Raw genomic sequence first — 17256 nt, 5'->3', positions numbered from 1 at the left:
CGCGAGAGCGGCCCGCGCGTACGGCAGTACGGCCGCGCCGACCTCCGTCGGCCGCACCGTCCGCCCGGACCGGTCCAGCAGGGGCTGGCCCAACTCCCGTTCCAGTTGCCGGATCTGCGCGCTCACCCCGGGCTGCGCGAGATGCAGCCGCTCGGCGGCCCGGGTGAAGTTGGCCTCCTCGACGACCGTCACGAAGTACCGCAGCTGCCTCAACTCCATAAGCGGCAATGCTAGTTGCGAGACGAACCGGCTCTTGGACTTATGGATCGGGCGCCGAGACCCTGGACACATGGGGACCACGACGAACGACATCACCACGGCCATCGCCGCCGAACGCAGGGAACTGGCCGACCTGTTGGACACCCTGACGCCCGCGCAGTGGGAGGCGCCGAGTCTGTGCGCGGGATGGCGGGTGCGCGAGGTGGTGGCGCATCTGTCCATGGGCTTCCGATATCCGACCGGCAGGGTGCTGTGGGAGCTCGTCAAGTCGCGCGGCGGTCTGCACCGCACGACCGACCGGCTGGCCCGCCGGGACGCGGCCGGCCACACCGACCGGGAACTCGCCGGTTTCCTCCGCGAGCACGCCCACCACACCTGGAGACCGCCCGTCGGCGGCATCGCGGCGGCCCTCGGCCACGACGTCGTCCACGGCCTGGACATCACGGTCGCGCTCGGCCTCGACCGCAGTGTCCCCGAGGACCGACTGCGGATCGTCCTGAACGCCGTCGACCCCAGGGCGTTCCGCCTCTTCGGCACCGACCTCGACGGCGTACGGCTGTGCGCCGACGACCTCGACTGGTCCTTCGGCACCGGCACACCCCTGCGCGGCCGGGCACAGGACCTGCTCCTGGTCGCGTACGGCCGCCGGCTGCCGCCGGGGCACCTCGATGGCGAGGAATGTCACCGTTTCGTCGCAGCGTGACCCGCCTTACAACCGCCGGCCCCGGGCACTGGTCTAGGTGGCAGAGATCGCAGTACCAGGCAAGGGAAAGGGCAGGTCATGGGGGACATACGCAGACGAGGCGCCATAGTGCTCGGTATCACCGGGCTGGTGGCGCCGCTCACACTCGCGCTGGGCAGCACACCGGCGCAGGCGGCGAGCTGTACGACACAGGCGGGGCCGTACCAGAAGCAGGTGGAGAAGTTCCTCGGGCGGCCGGTCGACGGGAAGCAGTCCGCCGCCGACTGCAAGGCCATCCGGGCCTTCCAGACCAAGCACGGCATCACGCCGAACATCGGCTACGCGGGCTCCGTCACCTGGGGCGTGATGGACCTCATGAACAAGCAGAAGGCCGTGGGCAACAAGCCCAACGCGGCCGGCAAGTGCCCGACGAACAAGGGCCGCATCGCCTGCGTCAACCTCACGCTCCAGATCAGCTGGATCCAGGACGGCAGCCGGCTCGTCTACGGCCCGGTCCCGGTGCGCACCGGCCGCAACGGCTACGAGACCCGCACCGGCCTGAAGAAGATCTACTGGCGGGACATCGACCACGTCTCGAACATCTACAACGTGCCCATGCCCTACAGCCAGTTCTTCGACGGCGGCCAGGCCTTCCACTCGGTCAACCTCAGCATGTGGAACCCGCCCGGCTCGCACGGCTGCGTCAACATGACCCCGACCACCGCCAAGAAGTACTGGTCGCTCCTGAAGAACGGCGACGACGTCTTCGTGTACGGCCGCAAGCCGGGCACCTGACAGTCGGTCACCCGGCTTGCGCACCAAGCCCGTTACTCGGGCGCGTCCCCGAAGTCCGGGATCTCCAGCCTCGCCCCGCCCTGCCGTGCCGAGTCGTGCGCGATGATGCCCGGCAGGGTGTAGCGGGCCGCGACCCACGCGTTGACGGACGGCAGGGTGCGGGAGTTGACCGCGGTCACGAAGTCGTCCGCCAGGAAGTGGTGGCTGCCCTCATGGCCGTTGTGCAGGTTGTCGAACTCCCGCGGCAGCCGCGACCGGTCGTGCACCGGCGCCGAGCCAGAGGTGAAGGCGGCCCGGAGATCCGGTGCGATGTGCTGAAGTGACGGATCGTCAGGAGACATGGTGGGCTTGGGCTCCAGCAGCTCGCTGATGTCCTGCACCCCCTTCTTGTCCTGCCAGAACGCCACCGTCGCCAGCTGCTCCATGCTCGCGTCCGTACCGAAGAACCGGAAACGCGACTCCCGGATCTGCGAGGGATAGCCCACCCGCCGGAACTCGTTCGTACGGAACGAACCGCCGCCCGCCACCTCGAACAGCGCGGTGGCGTTGGAGAAGTCGTTGCCGAACTGGCTGACCTCCTTGTCGAAGACACCGTCCCCGCGCTCGTCCACGACCCCGATCGCGGACACGCTCACCGCGTGCGTCTGCCAGGCGCCGAGCACTCCGCCCACCGAGTGCGTCGGGTACAGCAGCGGGGGATAGCTGGCGGTGGCCTTCCAGCCCTCGCCGCCGCTGTACTGGTACGCCTCGTAGAACCCCAGATCCATGTCGTGGACGTAGTCGCCCTCGGCGTAGAAGATCCGCCCGAAGGCGCCCTCCGCGATCTGGTTGCGGGCGTGCACGGTCGCCGGGTTGTACTGGCTGGTCTCGCCCATCATGTACGTCAGTCCGGTCGCCCTGACCGCGTCGATGATCGCCGCGATCTCCTCGGTGCTGATCGCCATCGGGACCGCCGAGTACACGTGCTTGCCGGCGCCGAGCCCCTGGAGGACCAGGGGGCCGTGCGTCCAGCGCTGGGTGAAGATCGCGACGGCGTCGACGGCCTTCGACTCCAGCATCGCTTCGTAGGAGGGGAAGGTGCCCGCCAGCCCTTGTTCGGCGGCCAGTTGCTCCGCCCGCTCCGGCAGGAGGTCGGTCACATAGACCTCACTCACGCCCGGGTGGGCCTGGAACAGTCTGGCGAACTGGCCCGAGAACTGGCCTGCTCCGACGATGCCGAGGGAGAACGTCATAGGTGCGTGTCCTTCTCTGACGAGGATTTCGCTGACTCATGAGTCGTCGACCGACGAGTCACTGACCGAGGATGAAGTTGATCTGCTTGTTGGTCTTGTCCAGGCCGCTGACGGGTGCGTCGTTGGCGTAGACGTCCTGCATGGCGGGGCGCATCAACGCGTACACGTCCGCCGAGTAGTTGGTGATCGGGAAGGAGAAGGTGGAGAAGTCCTTCTTGTCGGCGACCGGCCGGGTGAAGGCCGTGACATCGATGCCCTTCTTCTTGTAAGCGGCGACGGCGGCCTTCGTGCCGTCCGGGGTCGCGGGGAAGACGATGCCGTAACTCCCCACCGTCTTCTGGCAGTTGTTCGACGACAGGTAGGTCACCCACTTCCGCGCGCCCGCCTTGTTGGGGGCGTTCTTGGTGATCGAGTCGGCCAGTCCGTTCATCATGGTCGCCCGTTTCCCGGTCGGACCGGTAGGGGTATACGCGGTGGCGATCTTGATGCCCTTGGCCGCGGCGTACGTGGAGATCATCCAGGCACCGTCGAACGCGGTCGCCGCCTTGCCCGCCGCGATCTGCACGTTGGGCGGGTTGGCGCCGTCGCTGTAGTCCGTGAACGGCGCGAGATAGCCCTTCTTCGCCAGGCCGAAGTACCACTTGACCGTCGACTGGTAGGTCTTGCTGTCGTACTGGAACTTCGTGCCCCAGCGCTTCTTGTCCGTGTAGTTCCAGCCTGCGGAGGCGGTGAAGGGACTCCACGTCGTCTGTCCGTCGGAGTCACCGGCGCCCCCGGTGGCCATGCCGTACACCTTGACGTGGTGCTTGTCGAAGCCCGGTTCGTCGCCGCGCTTGCCGTTCTTGTCGATGGTCAGATGGGCGATGGCCTTCTCGAAGGTGCCGCCGTCCGTCGGGTTCCAGGACAGGCTGTTGAGCTGGTCGGCGCTCAGCCCCGCCGACTTCGCCATCTTCTGGTTGTAGAAGAGGGCGACCGTGTCCCAGTCCTTGGGCGTGCCGTACTGATGTCCGTCCTGGCCCTGCCAGTTGGCGGCGAGTCCGGGCTGATAGGTGGACGGGTCGATGCCGAGGTCGTCGAGCGGCTGGAGCACCTTCAGGTCGGCGAACTGGCCGAACTTCTGGATGTGGTCGGTGAACACGTCCGGCTGGGTGCCCGCGATGAAGCTCGCGGTGAGCTTGGTCCAGTAGTCGGCCCAGCCCAACTGCGTGATCTTCACCTTGAGTCCGGGGTTCTGCTGCTCGAAGTCCTTCGCGCAGGCCTGGTAGGCGGGGAGTTGGTTCGAGTCCCACAGCCAGTACGTCACCGTGTTCGAGGCCGACCCCACGGAGTCGCCCTTCGCGCAGCCCGCCGTCAGGGACAGCGCGAGCGCCCCGGTCAATGCCATGACCGTACGAAATCGCATGCCCTGCCCCTTACTTGATTCCGGTGAAGCTGATGGAGCTGACGATGCGGCGCGCGAACACCGAGAAGAGCACCAGCATCGGGAGCGCGGCGATCAGGGTCGCCGCCATCAGGCCCGACCAGTCGTAGCCGGTCTGCGGGGTCTGCGAGCGGAAGATGGCCAGCGCCACCGACAGCACCCGCGAACTGTCGCTGTAGGACACCATCAGCGGCCAGAAGTAGTCGTTCCAGGACGTGATGTACGTCAGCACGCCCAGGGTGAGGATCGGCGTGGACGCCATCGGCAGCAGGACCCGGAAGAAGACACGGACCTTGCCCGCGCCGTCGAGCAGGGCGGCCTCCTCGACCTCGCGCGGGATGTTCATGAAGAACTGCTTGAGGAAGAACACCGCGAACGGCGTCATGAACATCGTCGGCAGCGCGATCCCCAACAGGGTGTCCACGAGCCCGAGTTGCTTGATGAGGACGAAGTTCGGCAGCAGGGTGAAGATCGCCGGCACCATCAGCCCGGCCAGGAACAGCCCGAACATCCGGTCCCGGCCCCGCCAGCGCAGCCGGGCGAAGGCGTAGGCGGCCATCGCGGAGAAGAACACCTGGCAGACGGTGACCAAGGTCGAGACGACCACCGAGTTGAGCAGATAGCGCCAGAACTTCAGCCCGCCGCCCGAACCGCCCTGTGCGATCGCCTCCTTGGTCGACTGGAGGCCGAGTGCCCGCTCGAAGCCGCCGGTGGTGAAGTCGACCGGCAGCGGGTCCGAGGGGTGGGCGGCGAGCCCCGTGTTGGTGGAGAGCGCGGTGCGCAGGATCCAGTAGAACGGCAGCAGAGTGATCAGCATGATCGCGGCCATCGCGACCCAGGCGGCGACCTTGCCGACGGAGGGCCGGGGCCGGGGCGGCCGTACGATCTCCTGCTTGGTCGTCGTGGGTGTGTTGGGCGTGGTGGTCAGGGTGGCCATGTCGACTCCTTCCGGTCAGCCGAGGTCGGTCTGGCCGGCGCGGGTGAGCCGGTACTGGAGGAACGTGATCGCGCTCAGCACGATCAGCAGGGCCACGGACATCGCGGACGCGTAACCGAACTGGAAGCGCCCGAAGGCGGAGCCGTAGATGTAGTACTGGAGGACGTTCGTCGCGTTCGCCGGGCCGCCCGCGGTGGTCACCGCGACCGTGTCGAACACCTGGAACGAACCGATCACCGTCATGATCAGCACGACCGCCAGCACCGGCCGCAGCAGCGGCATCGTGATCCGCCAGAACATCCGCCACTCGCTCGCGCCGTCCACCTTCGCGGCCTCGTACATGTCGCCCGGGATGGCCTGCAGCCCGGCGAACAGCAGCAGCGCGGTGTAGCCGACGTGCCGCCACACGTTGATCAGGGCGATCGTCGGTATGGCCCAGGTCTTGTCGGCGAGGAAGGGGATGTGGTCGAAGCCGAGCCCGCCGATGATCTCGTTGCCGATGCCGAGCTGGGTGTCGAGGATCCACAGCCAGACGATGCCGGCGACGACGTTCGACATCAGGTACGGCGTGAGCACGATCCCGCGCAACAGGGCGGACTGGGTGAGCCGTTGGAGCAGCACGGCGACGGCGAGGGCCGTGACCGTCTGGATGCCGATGTTGATGAGCACGTACTCGACGGTGACCTTCAACGACGACCAGAAGATGGGGTCGTGGACCATCCGGTCGTAGTTGTCGAGGCCCACCCACTTCGCCGGTGTCAGCAGGTTGAAGCGGGTGAAGCTCAGATAGATGCCCCGCAGGGTCGGCCAGAGCAGGAAGACCAGGAAGCCCAGCAGGGCCGGAGCGATGAAGACCGCCGCCAGCCGTCCGTCGCCCCCGCCTTCACGGGCCCGCGGCCGGCGGGTCGGGGGACTGCTTGAGGCGATGGTCATCTGGAGACTCCCTTGTCTGCGACGGCTCGTCCTCGCGGCACTTACTTTCGTCTCGAAATAATCCAGGCGTCAATAGCCGTGCATTGATCTTTTCCGTGCAGGATTCTGGCCGTATCGTGATCCTGTTACTTCCATGGTGAAAGAAAGAGCCTTGTGGGAGTGTGACCCTCATGACCACACGTGCCGCCAGCTGGCAGCCGCTGAGCCCCGGTGAACGCTCCGTGGCGATCGAGGTGCTCGTCCACGGCCCGCTGTCGCGCACCGATCTCGCGCGCCGGCTCGACCTCTCGGCGGGCAGCCTCACCCGCCTCACCAAGCCGCTGATCGAGTCCGGCCTGCTGGTCGAGGTCCCCGACGGCGGCAGCCCGGCCGAAGTCCGCCAGGGCCGCCCCTCGCAACCCCTCGACGTGGTCGCCGAGTCCCGCACCTTCCTCGGGTTCAAAGTCACCGAGGACATGGTCTACGGCGTCGTCACCACCCTCAGGAGCGAGATCGTCGCCCGCCTCGACCGACCGCTCACCACCCACGACCCGGCCGAAGTCGCCGACCAGCTCGCCGAGATGACGGGCGAGCTCACCGCGCGGTTCCCCACCCTCACGGGCGTAGGCATCGGTGTCGGCGGTCTCGTCCAGGACCGTGCCGTGGTGAGGGAGTCGCCCTTCCTGCACTGGAACAACGTCCCGCTGGCCGAACTGGTCGAGGAGCGCACCGGGTTGCCGGTCGTCGTCGAGAACGACGTCGCCGCCCTCGTCGAGGCCGAGACCTGGTTCGGTGCCGGACGCGGCCTCGACCGCTTCGTGGTCCTGACCATCGGCGCGGGCATCGGCTACGGCCTCGTCCTGGGCGGCAAGCGCGTGCCGTACGCCGAGGAGGACCGCGGGTTCGGCCGCCACTGGATCCTGAACCCCAACGGCCCGCTCACCCCCGCCGGTGAACGCGGCAGCGCCGTCTCGCTGTTGACCATCCCCAGCATCCGCTACCAGATCCAGGCCGCCACCGGCCAGGACCTGACGTACGAGGAGATCCTCGCCCGCGCCGCCGCCGGTGAGCCCATGCCCTCCCGCGTCATCGACGAAGCGGCCCGCGCGCTGGGCGCGTTGGTCGCCCAGATCGCCAACTTCGTGCTGCCGCAGAAGATCCTGCTCGCCGGAGAGGGCGTCGGCCTGATCGACGTCGCCGGCAAGGCGGTGGACGACACGCTCCGCGCCCACCGGCATCCGCTGGCCGCCCCGCTCGACGTCGAGACCAAGGTCTCCGACTTCCATGACTGGGCGCGCGGAGCCGCGGTGTTGGCGATCCAGGTGCTGGTGCTGGGTGTGGCGGAGGTGTGAATTGCGTTACGGGGCTTGACAGATGGACGTGATCAGTAACACGGTCCGATATGTCCGGTTGGCTCGTGATTACTCACATCGCCTTCACCTACGGCGACGTATGCTTCACACCATGTCCACCCGTGTTGAATCAGCCACCGAGCGATCGGCAGCCGAGGTCAACGAGGAGATCAGGGCCCTGTGGCTCCGATCGGGCGGGACGCTGAGCGTCGAACAGCGCGAGGAGTACCGGCGGCTGGTGATGGAGTGGGCCACCGCGGCTCCGCAGCCGGCCACGGCGGCCTGAGAGCCGTCGCCCGGCCGGCGCAGCAGTCGTTCGGATCCCGTCGCCCGGCCTTCCTCGTGACCCACGGCCCAGCCGGTCGAGCCCCCGTCGACCCGACCCGACCATCCCCCGTCGAACTCCCTGTGGGATCGGTCCTGAGTGATCAGCCCCACATCGCCGAATAGTGCCGCTGGAAGGCCTTGCGGTCCTGTTCCGCGCGGATCCAGCGCGTCGCCACCAGCGCGATCAGACTTCCCGCGATGACCAGCAGACCCGGTCCCACGTTCTTGGGGTCGGTGAGCCGGGACGCCAGGGTCGTCGTGCCCGCCGTGGTGTTCGTCGCCGGCGCCGACGTTCCCGGTGTGACCGAGCCGCCCGCTGCCGCGCTGCCGGCGGCCGAGGCGGACGGCGCCGGCGAGGCGGCCGTCTTCGGCGCCACCAGCAGCTTGACGTTGAGCGCGGCCAGCGCCTTGGTCAGCGGCTGGAAGAACGTCGTACCGCCCGCCTTGCAGTCACCGCTGCCGCCCGAGGTCACCCCCAGCGCGATGCCGTTGGAGAACAACGGGCCACCGCTGTCGCCCGGTTCGGCACACACCGTGGTCTGGATCAGACCGGTCACCGTGCCCTCGGGATAGTTCACCGTCGCGTCGAGCGCGGTCACCTCGCCGTCGTGCAGCCCGCTGGTGCTGCCGCTGCGGAACACCTTCTCACCCACGGCCGCGTCGGCCAGGCCCGTGATCGTCACCCCGCTGCCATTGCCGATCGCGACGACGTCCGCGCCCTCGCCCGCCGAACCGCTCGCGTACTGCACCAGCGAGAAGTCACTGCCGGGGAAGTTGTCGGAGACCGTCTTGCCCAGCTGCTGGTCGCCCTGGTTGTCGGCGAACCAGATCGAGCCGACCGGACCGCAGTGCCCGGCCGTGAGGATGAAGTCGGTCTGGCCGTTGGTCACGTTGTAGCCCGCCGAGCAACGGCCGCCGGTCGACAGGATGGGCTGCGCCCCGTTGATCCGGGTCGTGAACTTGCCCTGCGTGCGCTGCATCTCCACCGAGGCGCCGATGCCGGTCGCGACCTTCGTCATCGCGGCCCAGGCGGTGGCGGAGACGCTGCTGTCGCCCTCCACGATCACCTTGTTGTTCCGGTAGTCCATCGCCCACGCGGTGCCCGGCACCTTGGGCGCCGAACTCAGCGTGGTGGCGGCCGACTTCAGCTCGTTCATGCTGTACCGCACGACCTTCGCCTCGGCGCCCGCCTTCGTCACCTCGGCCGCCGTCGTCTTGTCGGTCACCGCGACGACCGTACGGCCGCCGGAGTCGACCCAACTGCCCGCCGTACGGGCCGAACCGAGCTTCGCCACCAGAGCGGAGCCCTTGTCCGCGGGCGTCTGTGGCGCGCTGAGCGTGGCGGCGGACCTGCCCGGGGAATCACTCGCCATGGCCGCCTGGGTGACCATGGCACCTCCCAGCAGGAGTCCGCCGACGGCCGTCAACCGTGTCACTCGCCGGACGACCCGTCGTCGTGCGTGCCTCATGCCTGGCTCCCGAACCCCGAACGTGCGGTGCCGAACACCGCGAGGCACTCCGGTCGTTGAGGTGCCCTTCCTCCATACGTGGCCCGGCACCGTCCCGTTCACCGTCTGGAAGATCGGCTTCAGCCGCACGCGGCAACAGGCCCTCCGGACGGCCGAGTTGGCCTCGACGGCGCGCCCGGCGGGGAGCCGGTCGCCCCGGTCGCCGATGAGCCGTGATCCCTCTATCTTGAGCCCCATGACCAGCAACCCGCAGGCCGCGCCCGGTGAACCCAATCCCCTGCGTGCGCTCACCCTCGACCGGCTGCGACGTCGTACCAGCATGAAATGGCGCACCTACCCCGAGGACGTGCTGCCGGTGTGGGTGGCCGAGATGGACGTGCCGCTCGCCGAACCCGTGGTCCGCGCGGTCACCGACGCGCTCGCCCTCGGGGACACCGGGTATCCCGCCGGTACGGCCTACGCGGAGGCCCTTGCAGAGTTCGCGGAGAAGCGGTGGGGCTGGGGCGGGCTCGCCGTGGAACGCTCCCGGATCGTGCCGGACGTCATGCTGGGCGTCGTCGAGATGCTCCGGCTGGTCACCGGACCCGGCGATCCGGTGGTGCTGAACCCGCCCGTGTATCCGCCGTTCTTCCAGTTCGTGACCCACATGGACCGGCAGGTGGTGGAAGCGCCGCTGGGCGCTGACCTGCGTATCGACCTCGGCGCCCTGGAGGACGCGTTCCGGCGCGCGGTCGAGGGCGGACGGCGGGCCGCCTATCTGCTGTGCAGCCCGCACAACCCGACCGGCACCGTGCACACCGCCGCCGAACTGGCCGCCGTCGCCGCCCTCGCCGAGCGGTACGGAGTGCGGGTCGTGGCCGACGAGATCCACGCACCGGTGCTCGCCGCGGGCGCCGCCTTCGTGCCCTATCTGGCCGTGCCGGGCGCGGAGCGCGGGCTGTCGCTCATGTCGGCGTCGAAGGCCTGGAACCTCGCCGGACTCAAGGCCGCCCTGGCCGTCGCGGGCCCCGCGTCCGCCGCCGACCTGGCCCGACTGCCCGAGGAGGTCGGCCACGGTCCGAGCCACATCGGCGTCATCGCCCACACCGCCGCCCTGCGCGACGGCACCGCCTGGCTGGACGCCCTGCTGACCGGCCTCGACGACAACCGCCGGCTGCTGGTCGGTCTGCTGGCCGAGCACCTGCCCGCGATCGGGTACCGACCCGCCGAGGCCACCTACCTCGCCTGGCTCGACTGCCGCGCGCTCGGCCTCGGCGACGATCCGGCGGACGTCTTCCTGCGACGGGGCCGGGTCGCGCTGAGCCCCGGCATCGACTTCGGCACGGGCGGCACCGCACACGTACGGCTCAATCTGGCGACATCCCCGGAGGTGATCACGGAAGCCGTACGGCGGATGGTGGCGGCACTCGGCTGACCTCCGCCGAGCTGTATGGCGGCGGCACTCGGCCGACCCGCGCCGTGCTGTCATGAACACCTGGTCCGGCTGCCATGATGAGCACATGCGTGTGCTGATGCCGGTCCCCGACCGTGACTTCGACGTCACCGAGGTCGCCGTGCCCTGGCGGCTGCTCACCGACGCCGGGCACCAGGTCGTCCTCGCCACCGAGCGGGCCGGGACCCGGCCCGCCGCGGACCCCCGACTGCTGACCGGAGTCCTCTTCGGACAGCTCGGCGCCGAGGACGAACCCAAGCGGTTCTACCAACAGCTCACCGAGGCACCGGAGTTCGGCGCCACGGTCGCCTGGGCGGACGTGGACGTGACCGGCTTCGACGGACTGCTGCTGCCAGGCGGCCACGCGCCCGGCATGCGTCAATATCTGGGCTCGGCCCAACTGCGGGCGAAAGTGGGGGAGTTCTGGGCTCTCGGCCGCCCGGTCGGCGCGATCTGCCACGGCGTCCTCGTACTGGCCCGCACCCAGGACCCGGCCACCGGCCGCGGCGTCCTCGCCGGACGCCGTACGACCTGCCTGCCCAAGTACATGGAACGCACCGCCTACTTGACCACCGCCTGGCGCCTCGGCCGCTACTACCGCACCTACCCCGCCTACGTGGAGGACGAGGTGCGGGCCGCCCTCGACGACCCGGGCGCGCAGTTCGCGCGCGGGCCCAGGGAGCTCACCCGGCGCGGCACCGCGAGCGACGACAGCCACGCGTTCGTCGTGCAGGACGGCAGCTACCTGTCGGCGCGCTGGCCCGGAGACGCGTACCTTTTCGCCCGCCGGTATCTCGATCTCCTGCGGGCACCTGCGGGTGCTTAGACTGCCGACCATGGACGAGACCCCGCTGGACCGGCTCGGCGCAGGCCAGTACCTGCTGATCACCAGCTACCGCAAGAACGGCTCCCCGGTCCCCACCCCGGTGTGGGTGGTGCGCGACGGCGACACCCTCGGGGTGTGGACGGTCGCCGACTCCTGGAAGGTGAAGCGCATCCGGACCCGCGCCGATGTCCTCGTAGGCCCCTGCGACCTGCGCGGCAACCCGACCGGCGACCAGGTCCCCGGCACCGCCGAGCTCACCGACGCCGAGACCATCGCCCGCTACCGCACCCTCATCAAGCGCAAGTACGGCCTCACCGGCCGTCTCACGCTCCTCGGCAGCCGGCTGCGCCGCGGTCTCGACGGCACCGTCGGCATCCGCGTCACCCTCAAAGCCTGAGGGCGGACCCCGTGCCCACCGAACCCAGGGAGCGCCCGTGGACCCCGCGCTGAACCCGGCCGACCTGCGGCTGCGGCAGGAGCGGATCGTCTTCGCCCGGATGCGCAGCACCCAGGACCGGGTCGCCGACGCCATCACCGCCTTCGCCGGCACCATGCTCTTCGTCTATCTGCACGCCCTGTGGTTCGCCGTCTGGATCGCCCTCAACGAAGGACTCCTCGGGCACGCCGGGATCTTCGACCCGTACCCGTACGGACTGCTCACGATGATCGTCAGCCTGGAGGCCATCTTCCTGTCGACCTTCGTCATGGTGAGCCAGAACCGGCAGGCGGCCCGCGAGAACGTCCGCGCCGACCTCGACTTCGAGACCAACCTCCGCTCCGAGGTCTGGTCGGCCCACATCGGAGCCGCCCTGGGCCTGGACCCCCACGAGGTCGAGGAACGCGTGCAGGAACTCCTCACCGAGAACCGCGCCAAGATGAACGGCGGGACGGGCAAGCCGAGTTGAGCGGTCGCACGATGAAGGGGCCGCAGCTTTTCGAGCTGCGGCCCCTTCACTTCGTACGGCGTCCGGCTACGACGCGTCGAGCACCGTGCCGGTCAGCACCGGACCGTCGCGCACCGGGTCGCCGTTGTCGTTGAAGGCCCGGAAGAGTACGGACTCGGGCTGTTCGGCCACCTGGTCGGTGATGGTGGGCAGGCTGATCTCCGCGCCGGTCTGCCCCGCCGGAACGGTCGCCCAGAGGGCCAGGCTCAGCACCTTGGACAGGGGCCGCTCCGGGGTGGTCTCCTCGCCGGAGTTCTCGCGGAACCACTGGGGGTCGACGTCGAGGGTGGACAACTCCGGCCCCGTGGTGACCGGTTGGACGACGAACGTGGGGTTGATCTCCACGTCGGCGGGCGTCGAGAGGGTCACCTTCCACTTGAGGGCCTGTCCCTCGGTGACCCGGTCGGCGACCGGGGTGACGGTGAGCGTGGGCATCGGGTCGTCGTTCTCGGCGGTCACCCCACCGTGATGGGCGCCGACCACCGCGCCGTGCACCGCCTTCACGAACACGTCGTGCTGGACGTCGTAGCCGAAGCGCGTGTTGCCCTTCACCTCGACCGGTACGTCGATGTCGTGGCCGCCGGGGTGCACCGTCACCAGGCGTGAGGTGTCCTGGCCGGTGGCCGGGTCGGTGACGTAGACGCGCACCTGGCCGCTGCTCCGGCCGGACACCTGGACGGGCACGCGGTACGTCTTGACGCCCGAGTCCCCTTCCTTGACGGTGAGCCGGCCGATGTCGACGCGCGGGAGCGTGGCCGCGACGGCCGCCGGAGTGCCGGGGCGCCAGCCCCAGGCGTCCATCAGCCACGCCTGGCCAGAGCGCGAACGCGGGGTCAGGGAAAGGGACTTGACGTGGCGCAGGTCGAGTCCGGCGCGGGTGGCGGCGGTCAGCGGTACCCGGACCTCGCGCGCCCAGTACGAGGCGGTGCGCCCGGTGCCGGGCAGGCCGTCGACACGGACCCGGCCGAGGGTCGCGCGGTGGCCGGAGGCGTCGGTGAGGGACACGTCGAGCTGGGTGCCGGTGGTGTTGGGCGGCACGATCACCCGCAGGGCCAGGGACTTGGCGCCGTTGAGGGAGACCGGCCTGTCCGAACGCACCGTCATCGGCGAACCGGCCGCGGACCAGCGCAGCGCTACGGTACGGCGGCCGATCTCCTTGCTGGTGTCCCACTGTGCGAAGTGCGGCGAGAGGCCCGTGTTGTTGTCGCCCAGGCAGGCGACCGCCGGGTCGGGATCCACCGCGGAGCACAACCTGCCGCCGGACACGGTGACTTGACCGTCCGGCAGGAAGCCGGCGCCGCGGTTCGCACCCACCGCGTGGGTGAGGACCCGCGCGGGGTCCGCCGAGGGCGCCCGACGGCCCGAGCCGTCGAGCAGCTCGCGCGCCCGGTCGTCACCGGCGACGAACAGCCGGGCCGCGGTGGCGATGTAGGTGGCGCCGGCCCGGTGCTGCTGGTCGGCGGTCAGCCGGGTCGCGGTGCCAGGCGAGCACACCGCGTCGGGCTGGTCGGGGTCGTTGTAGAAGTCGTCCTCGGCGGGCGCCTGCGCCTGGCCCGGCGTCCACTCGGTGTTGAAGAAGTTGTGGTCGGCGCCCTCGACATAGACCGCGCTGTGCAGTGCGGCACCCCGGCTGACTCCGCGTGTCCCGTCGACGTACACCTCGCCCTGCAGGTCGGAGACGTCACCGTCGCAGCCGGGCAGTAGCGTCACCGACGGCACGTCGGCCACCGGGTTCTGACCGAAGATCGTCGGGCCGATGAGGACGGTGCCGCGGATCTTCCACCGCACCGGGCCGTGATAGCCGTCCTGCGCGGCCGGCGGCGGGTAGAGGCTGTCCATCGCCGCCCGGTTGACGCCCTCGCCGCCACGCGAGTGCCCGATCAGCAGGACCTTCGAGAGGTCGGCGCGGGGTGCGTCACGGACGACCGGGGGAGCGGTGTCGGGGTGGGCGGACCAGCCGGCCCAGCGGGCCAGGTGCTGCCGAACCAGCGACGAACGGGCCTGCGCACCGCCGTCGTCGGCGTTGAAGTCCTGGCCGTTGATGCCGTTGGCGGAGATCGACACCGTCACATAGCCCTGGGAGGCCAGGAGTTGCTGGTCGCGCAGATAACCCCGGTAGCTGGGGACCTGCTTGGTGCCGGTGGGGCAGGGCCAGTCACCGGTGATGTTCTCGGTGCCCGGCGTGTAGCAGGTGTAGTGCCGGCCGTGCAGGAACAGCGCGAGTGGCCGCTTGCCGGTGGCACCCTTGGGCGCGACCACGACGGCCCGCATCTCCACGGGCTGCGGAAACCCGGGCAGCCGTACCGAGTTGAGGGTGTACTCACCGGTCGTCGTACGGTACGCACCCGGCTTGCCGGGATCGATCGCGCCCGGCGGGAGCGGGGCCGGGCGTTGAACGGCGGCCTCCGAACGTCCCCCGCCGGAGCCGGAGGTGTCCCCGGCGGTGTCCAAACGCCGTCCGCCGGCCACCACTTGAAGGTCCGTCAGTTTCCCGGGTGAGGCGGCGCCGAGGCCGAGCCGGAACGTCCGCCCGTCCTTCGCCGGTCTCGGTACGCCGAGGAGCCGGCCACCGGCGTGGAACTCGACACGGGCGTCCCCCATGGGCACCTGCCTGCCCGAGCGCCACACCAACTGCTGCGCGGACCCCTTACCGGTGATCCGCCAACCCGGTGGCAGAGTGCCGTCGTCGGCTGTCGCCGCGGCCGTGAACGGTCCGGTGCCCGAGGGCGGTACCGCCTGCGCCGACCCCGACACCCCACCCGCCACCGCGAGCACCGCCGCGGCCGTGACCCATATTCGCCGGGCACGGAACAATGTGTTCTCCTCCTCGAACCCCAGACGCGGGCACCCCGTCGATCACGGGAGCCCCTCGCGCCCCGGAGGACGGGAAGCGGACGCTGTGGGTTGCCTGTGGAGGAGGATTCGGCCGGTCTTCGGCGGCCGGGCCCGAACTCGGCCGTGCGGTACGGCCGTTCAGGAATCGGTCGCCGGTCGGTGCCGGCCGGGTCGTCGGTCAGTGCCAGGCGCGGTACGGCTCGTCGAGGAGCTGGAAGACGGGTTCGCCCCGCACCGGGTCCTTGGCCGTGGACAGCCGGACGCGGTCGCCGCTGTGGATACCGATGGGATGACCGATGACCCGGCCGCGCACCACGAAGCCCTCGGCCATCTCGATCAGCGACACATTGCGGGCGGCGGGGGTGTTGCGGTGCACCACCGTCGAGTGGCGCACCGTACCGGTGCCCTCGCTGCGCTCCGTGCGCAGGTCGCCGCCCTGGCAGACCGGGCACAGGAGCCGGTGGTACATCGCGGTGCCGCACCAGGTGCAGCGCTGGAAGAGGATGGTGTCCCCGTCCGGGGCGTGCGGTTCGAGTACGCCTGCCGGGGAGCCGGCTGCCGGACGGGTCGCGAATCCTGAGTGGTGGTACACGCTGTCAACTCCCTGCGCTCGGCCGGAATCCCGCGTGCGCGGCCGAGCCGGGCACGCATGTGCGCGGTTCACCGTGCGACCGTGCACGACTACAGCTTATGGCACTCAGTGCCAAGCGTAAAGATACTGCGTACCCTGGTGTTTTTCGGTTCAGTCGCGGCCGAGCGCGGACTCGATCTCCTGGACGACGCGCCACAGCGGCGCGTCACGGCGGGAGACGACCACCACGACGTCCTCGGGTTGTGGTCGGGACTGCACGGTGGGTGGTGCCGGCGGATGTCCGAAAGCGGACTGCACATACCCCAGGGCGTGGTCCACCTCGGTGGCCGCGTCGCGCTGTCCGTCCGAACGCAGCCAGGAACGCAGCGCGTTGTTGTGCGCCGCGACCACGGAGGCGGCGATCACGTCGGCCTGGAGGGTGCCGTCGGGCCGCCCGGCGAAGCGCCCGCGCAGATAGTCGGCGAGGGCGCGCTCGTAGCGCCACACCACCGACAGTTCGTACGCGCGCAGTCCCGGCACCTTCTTGGTGAGGCGGTAGCGCTGGACCGAGAACGTCGGGTTCTCGTTGTACATCCGCAGGACGAGCCGGGCCGCGTCGCAGACCCGCCGCACGGGTTCGTGCTCGGCGCCGCCGGACGCGAGGAACGCCGTCATGTCGGCGAGGCAGCGTTCGTGGTCGGGGAAGACCACGTCCTCCTTGGAGGGGAAGTAGCGGAAGAAGGACCGCCGCCCGACCCCGGCCAGTGCCACGATGTCGTCGATGGTGGTCTGTTCGTAGCCCCGCTCCAGGAACAGCTGGAAGGCGGCCGCGACCAGGGCGTCCCGCATGGGCGGCTTGGAGCTCATGGACGCGAACGTAGCACCAGGCCGACACTCATGGCACTCAGTGCGCTGCCAAGAGGGAACTGAGTCCCCTGGAGTCCACGGCGGAGTGCGACGGCCGATGCGGTCGAGACGGTCGATTCGGTCGATACGGTCCGCGGCATAGAGTGACGGCGACCGGCTGTGCCATCAGGGGGACCCATGCGACTTCACGTCGACCAGCGCCATGAGCGGGTGCTCGAACTCGTCCGGGAGCGTGGCAGCCTGCGGGTCGCCGAACTCGCCGCGGAACTCGGTGTCTCCGCCGTCACCCTGCGGCGCGATGTGGAGGCGCTGGCCACCCAGGGCCGGGTGCGGCGGCTGCACGGCGCGGTGGTGTGGCCGGGCGGGACCGTCGTGGAGCCGCCGGTGCGGAGCGAGCCCGCCGAGGGCCCGGTGATCGGAATGATCGTGCCGACCA

Annotated in this window: 18 protein-coding genes; 9 read left to right on the top strand and 9 right to left on the bottom strand. The window is 69.8% G+C overall.

Annotated features, from left to right (window positions below; translation table 11 throughout):
* Positions 1-219, bottom strand: a 219-nt coding sequence (locus tag R6V09_RS24450) for a LysR family transcriptional regulator (protein WP_317883576.1), incomplete at its 3' end; no start/stop codon positions are given.
* Positions 220-289: 70 nt separating this feature from the next.
* Here R6V09_RS24450 and R6V09_RS24445 point away from each other — a divergent pair.
* Positions 290-922: a maleylpyruvate isomerase family mycothiol-dependent enzyme gene (locus R6V09_RS24445; RefSeq protein ID WP_317883575.1), complete on the top strand. Its 633-nt coding sequence runs from the start codon at positions 290-292 to the stop codon at positions 920-922.
* A 78-nt stretch (positions 923-1000) separates the two neighbouring features.
* Positions 1001-1696 (top strand): L,D-transpeptidase family protein, encoded by a 696-nt coding sequence (locus R6V09_RS24440; RefSeq protein WP_317883574.1) that lies wholly within the window; start codon positions 1001-1003, stop codon positions 1694-1696.
* Between the two features lie 32 nt (positions 1697-1728).
* Here R6V09_RS24440 and R6V09_RS24435 read toward each other — a convergent pair whose 3' ends face one another.
* From R6V09_RS24435 to R6V09_RS24420, 4 genes are read right to left on the bottom strand one after another with little or no spacing between them, the layout of a single operon-like run.
* Positions 1729-2928 (bottom strand): Gfo/Idh/MocA family protein, encoded by a 1200-nt coding sequence (locus R6V09_RS24435; protein WP_317883573.1) that lies wholly within the window; start codon positions 2926-2928, stop codon positions 1729-1731.
* Between the two features lie 58 nt (positions 2929-2986).
* A complete protein-coding gene (locus R6V09_RS24430) occupies positions 2987-4330 on the bottom strand; it encodes an ABC transporter substrate-binding protein (RefSeq protein WP_317883572.1) in 1344 nt (447 codons plus the stop codon).
* Between the two features lie 10 nt (positions 4331-4340).
* The gene (locus R6V09_RS24425) at positions 4341-5285 is read right to left on the bottom strand and encodes a carbohydrate ABC transporter permease (protein ID WP_317883571.1); all 945 of its coding nucleotides are present in this window, start codon (positions 5283-5285) and stop codon (positions 4341-4343) included.
* A gap of 15 nt (positions 5286-5300) precedes the next feature.
* Positions 5301-6218: a carbohydrate ABC transporter permease gene (locus R6V09_RS24420; protein ID WP_317883570.1), complete on the bottom strand. Its 918-nt coding sequence runs from the start codon at positions 6216-6218 to the stop codon at positions 5301-5303.
* 170 nt (positions 6219-6388) lie between these two features.
* Here R6V09_RS24420 and R6V09_RS24415 point away from each other — a divergent pair, with 170 nt between their 5' ends.
* Both R6V09_RS24415 and R6V09_RS24410 read left to right on the top strand, forming a co-directional pair.
* A complete protein-coding gene (locus R6V09_RS24415) occupies positions 6389-7549 on the top strand; it encodes an ROK family transcriptional regulator (protein WP_317883569.1) in 1161 nt (386 codons plus the stop codon).
* Positions 7550-7649: 100 nt separating this feature from the next.
* Complete coding sequence (locus R6V09_RS24410) at positions 7650-7835, top strand: hypothetical protein (RefSeq protein ID WP_019067850.1); 186 nt, start codon at positions 7650-7652, stop codon at positions 7833-7835.
* 142 nt (positions 7836-7977) lie between these two features.
* Here the strand turns inward: R6V09_RS24410 and R6V09_RS24405 are convergent, their stop codons facing one another.
* The gene (locus R6V09_RS24405) at positions 7978-9345 is read right to left on the bottom strand and encodes a S1 family peptidase (protein WP_317883568.1); all 1368 of its coding nucleotides are present in this window, start codon (positions 9343-9345) and stop codon (positions 7978-7980) included.
* A gap of 235 nt (positions 9346-9580) precedes the next feature.
* Between R6V09_RS24405 and R6V09_RS24400 the strand changes: the two genes are divergently transcribed.
* From R6V09_RS24400 to R6V09_RS24385, 4 genes are all read left to right on the top strand, one after another.
* Positions 9581-10759: a MalY/PatB family protein gene (locus R6V09_RS24400; protein WP_317883567.1), complete on the top strand. Its 1179-nt coding sequence runs from the start codon at positions 9581-9583 to the stop codon at positions 10757-10759.
* Between the two features lie 85 nt (positions 10760-10844).
* Complete coding sequence (locus R6V09_RS24395) at positions 10845-11603, top strand: type 1 glutamine amidotransferase domain-containing protein (protein WP_317883566.1); 759 nt, start codon at positions 10845-10847, stop codon at positions 11601-11603.
* A gap of 10 nt (positions 11604-11613) precedes the next feature.
* Positions 11614-12000, top strand: coding sequence for a PPOX class F420-dependent oxidoreductase (locus tag R6V09_RS24390; protein WP_317883565.1), 387 nt, complete (start codon positions 11614-11616; stop codon positions 11998-12000).
* Between the two features lie 37 nt (positions 12001-12037).
* Positions 12038-12508 carry a DUF1003 domain-containing protein gene (locus R6V09_RS24385; protein ID WP_317883564.1) on the top strand — a complete coding sequence of 157 codons (471 nt, stop codon included), beginning with the start codon at positions 12038-12040 and terminating at the stop codon, positions 12506-12508.
* A 66-nt stretch (positions 12509-12574) separates the two neighbouring features.
* Here R6V09_RS24385 and R6V09_RS24380 read toward each other — a convergent pair whose 3' ends face one another.
* From R6V09_RS24380 to R6V09_RS24370, 3 genes are all read right to left on the bottom strand, one after another.
* The gene (locus R6V09_RS24380; RefSeq protein WP_317883563.1) at positions 12575-15361 is read right to left on the bottom strand and encodes a hypothetical protein; all 2787 of its coding nucleotides are present in this window, start codon (positions 15359-15361) and stop codon (positions 12575-12577) included.
* A gap of 199 nt (positions 15362-15560) precedes the next feature.
* Positions 15561-15974 carry a Zn-ribbon domain-containing OB-fold protein gene (locus R6V09_RS24375; RefSeq protein ID WP_317883562.1) on the bottom strand — a complete coding sequence of 138 codons (414 nt, stop codon included), beginning with the start codon at positions 15972-15974 and terminating at the stop codon, positions 15561-15563.
* A gap of 150 nt (positions 15975-16124) precedes the next feature.
* A complete protein-coding gene (locus tag R6V09_RS24370) occupies positions 16125-16802 on the bottom strand; it encodes a TetR family transcriptional regulator (RefSeq protein WP_317883577.1) in 678 nt (225 codons plus the stop codon).
* Positions 16803-16997: 195 nt separating this feature from the next.
* On the opposite strand from R6V09_RS24370, the gene R6V09_RS24365 reads away from it, so the two are divergent.
* The coding region (locus tag R6V09_RS24365; RefSeq protein ID WP_317883561.1) for a DeoR family transcriptional regulator at positions 16998-17256 on the top strand (259 nt) is incomplete at its 3' end.

This window comes from Streptomyces sp. W16, assembly GCF_033194735.1.
Lineage (GTDB): Bacteria > Actinomycetota > Actinomycetes > Streptomycetales > Streptomycetaceae > Streptomyces.
This window is presented reverse-complemented; position numbering and strand designations above follow the sequence as displayed.

Bases quoted from the DNA above. Each gene is read 5' to 3' on its own strand.
- R6V09_RS24445 (WP_317883575.1), top strand. From the start codon at position 290: ATGGGGACCACGACGAACGACATCACCACGGCCATCGCCGCCGAACGC.
- R6V09_RS24440 (WP_317883574.1), top strand. From the start codon at position 1,001: ATGGGGGACATACGCAGACGAGGCGCCATAGTGCTCGGTATCACCGGG.
- R6V09_RS24435 (WP_317883573.1), bottom strand. From the start codon at position 2,928: ATGACGTTCTCCCTCGGCATCGTCGGAGCAGGCCAGTTCTCGGGCCAG.
- R6V09_RS24430 (WP_317883572.1), bottom strand. From the start codon at position 4,330: ATGCGATTTCGTACGGTCATGGCATTGACCGGGGCGCTCGCGCTGTCC.
- R6V09_RS24425 (WP_317883571.1), bottom strand. From the start codon at position 5,285: ATGGCCACCCTGACCACCACGCCCAACACACCCACGACGACCAAGCAG.
- R6V09_RS24420 (WP_317883570.1), bottom strand. From the start codon at position 6,218: ATGACCATCGCCTCAAGCAGTCCCCCGACCCGCCGGCCGCGGGCCCGT.
- R6V09_RS24415 (WP_317883569.1), top strand. From the start codon at position 6,389: ATGACCACACGTGCCGCCAGCTGGCAGCCGCTGAGCCCCGGTGAACGC.
- R6V09_RS24410 (WP_019067850.1), top strand. From the start codon at position 7,650: ATGCTTCACACCATGTCCACCCGTGTTGAATCAGCCACCGAGCGATCG.
- R6V09_RS24405 (WP_317883568.1), bottom strand. From the start codon at position 9,345: ATGAGGCACGCACGACGACGGGTCGTCCGGCGAGTGACACGGTTGACG.
- R6V09_RS24400 (WP_317883567.1), top strand. From the start codon at position 9,581: ATGACCAGCAACCCGCAGGCCGCGCCCGGTGAACCCAATCCCCTGCGT.
- R6V09_RS24395 (WP_317883566.1), top strand. From the start codon at position 10,845: ATGCGTGTGCTGATGCCGGTCCCCGACCGTGACTTCGACGTCACCGAG.
- R6V09_RS24390 (WP_317883565.1), top strand. From the start codon at position 11,614: ATGGACGAGACCCCGCTGGACCGGCTCGGCGCAGGCCAGTACCTGCTG.
- R6V09_RS24370 (WP_317883577.1), bottom strand. From the start codon at position 16,802: ATGCGGGACGCCCTGGTCGCGGCCGCCTTCCAGCTGTTCCTGGAGCGG.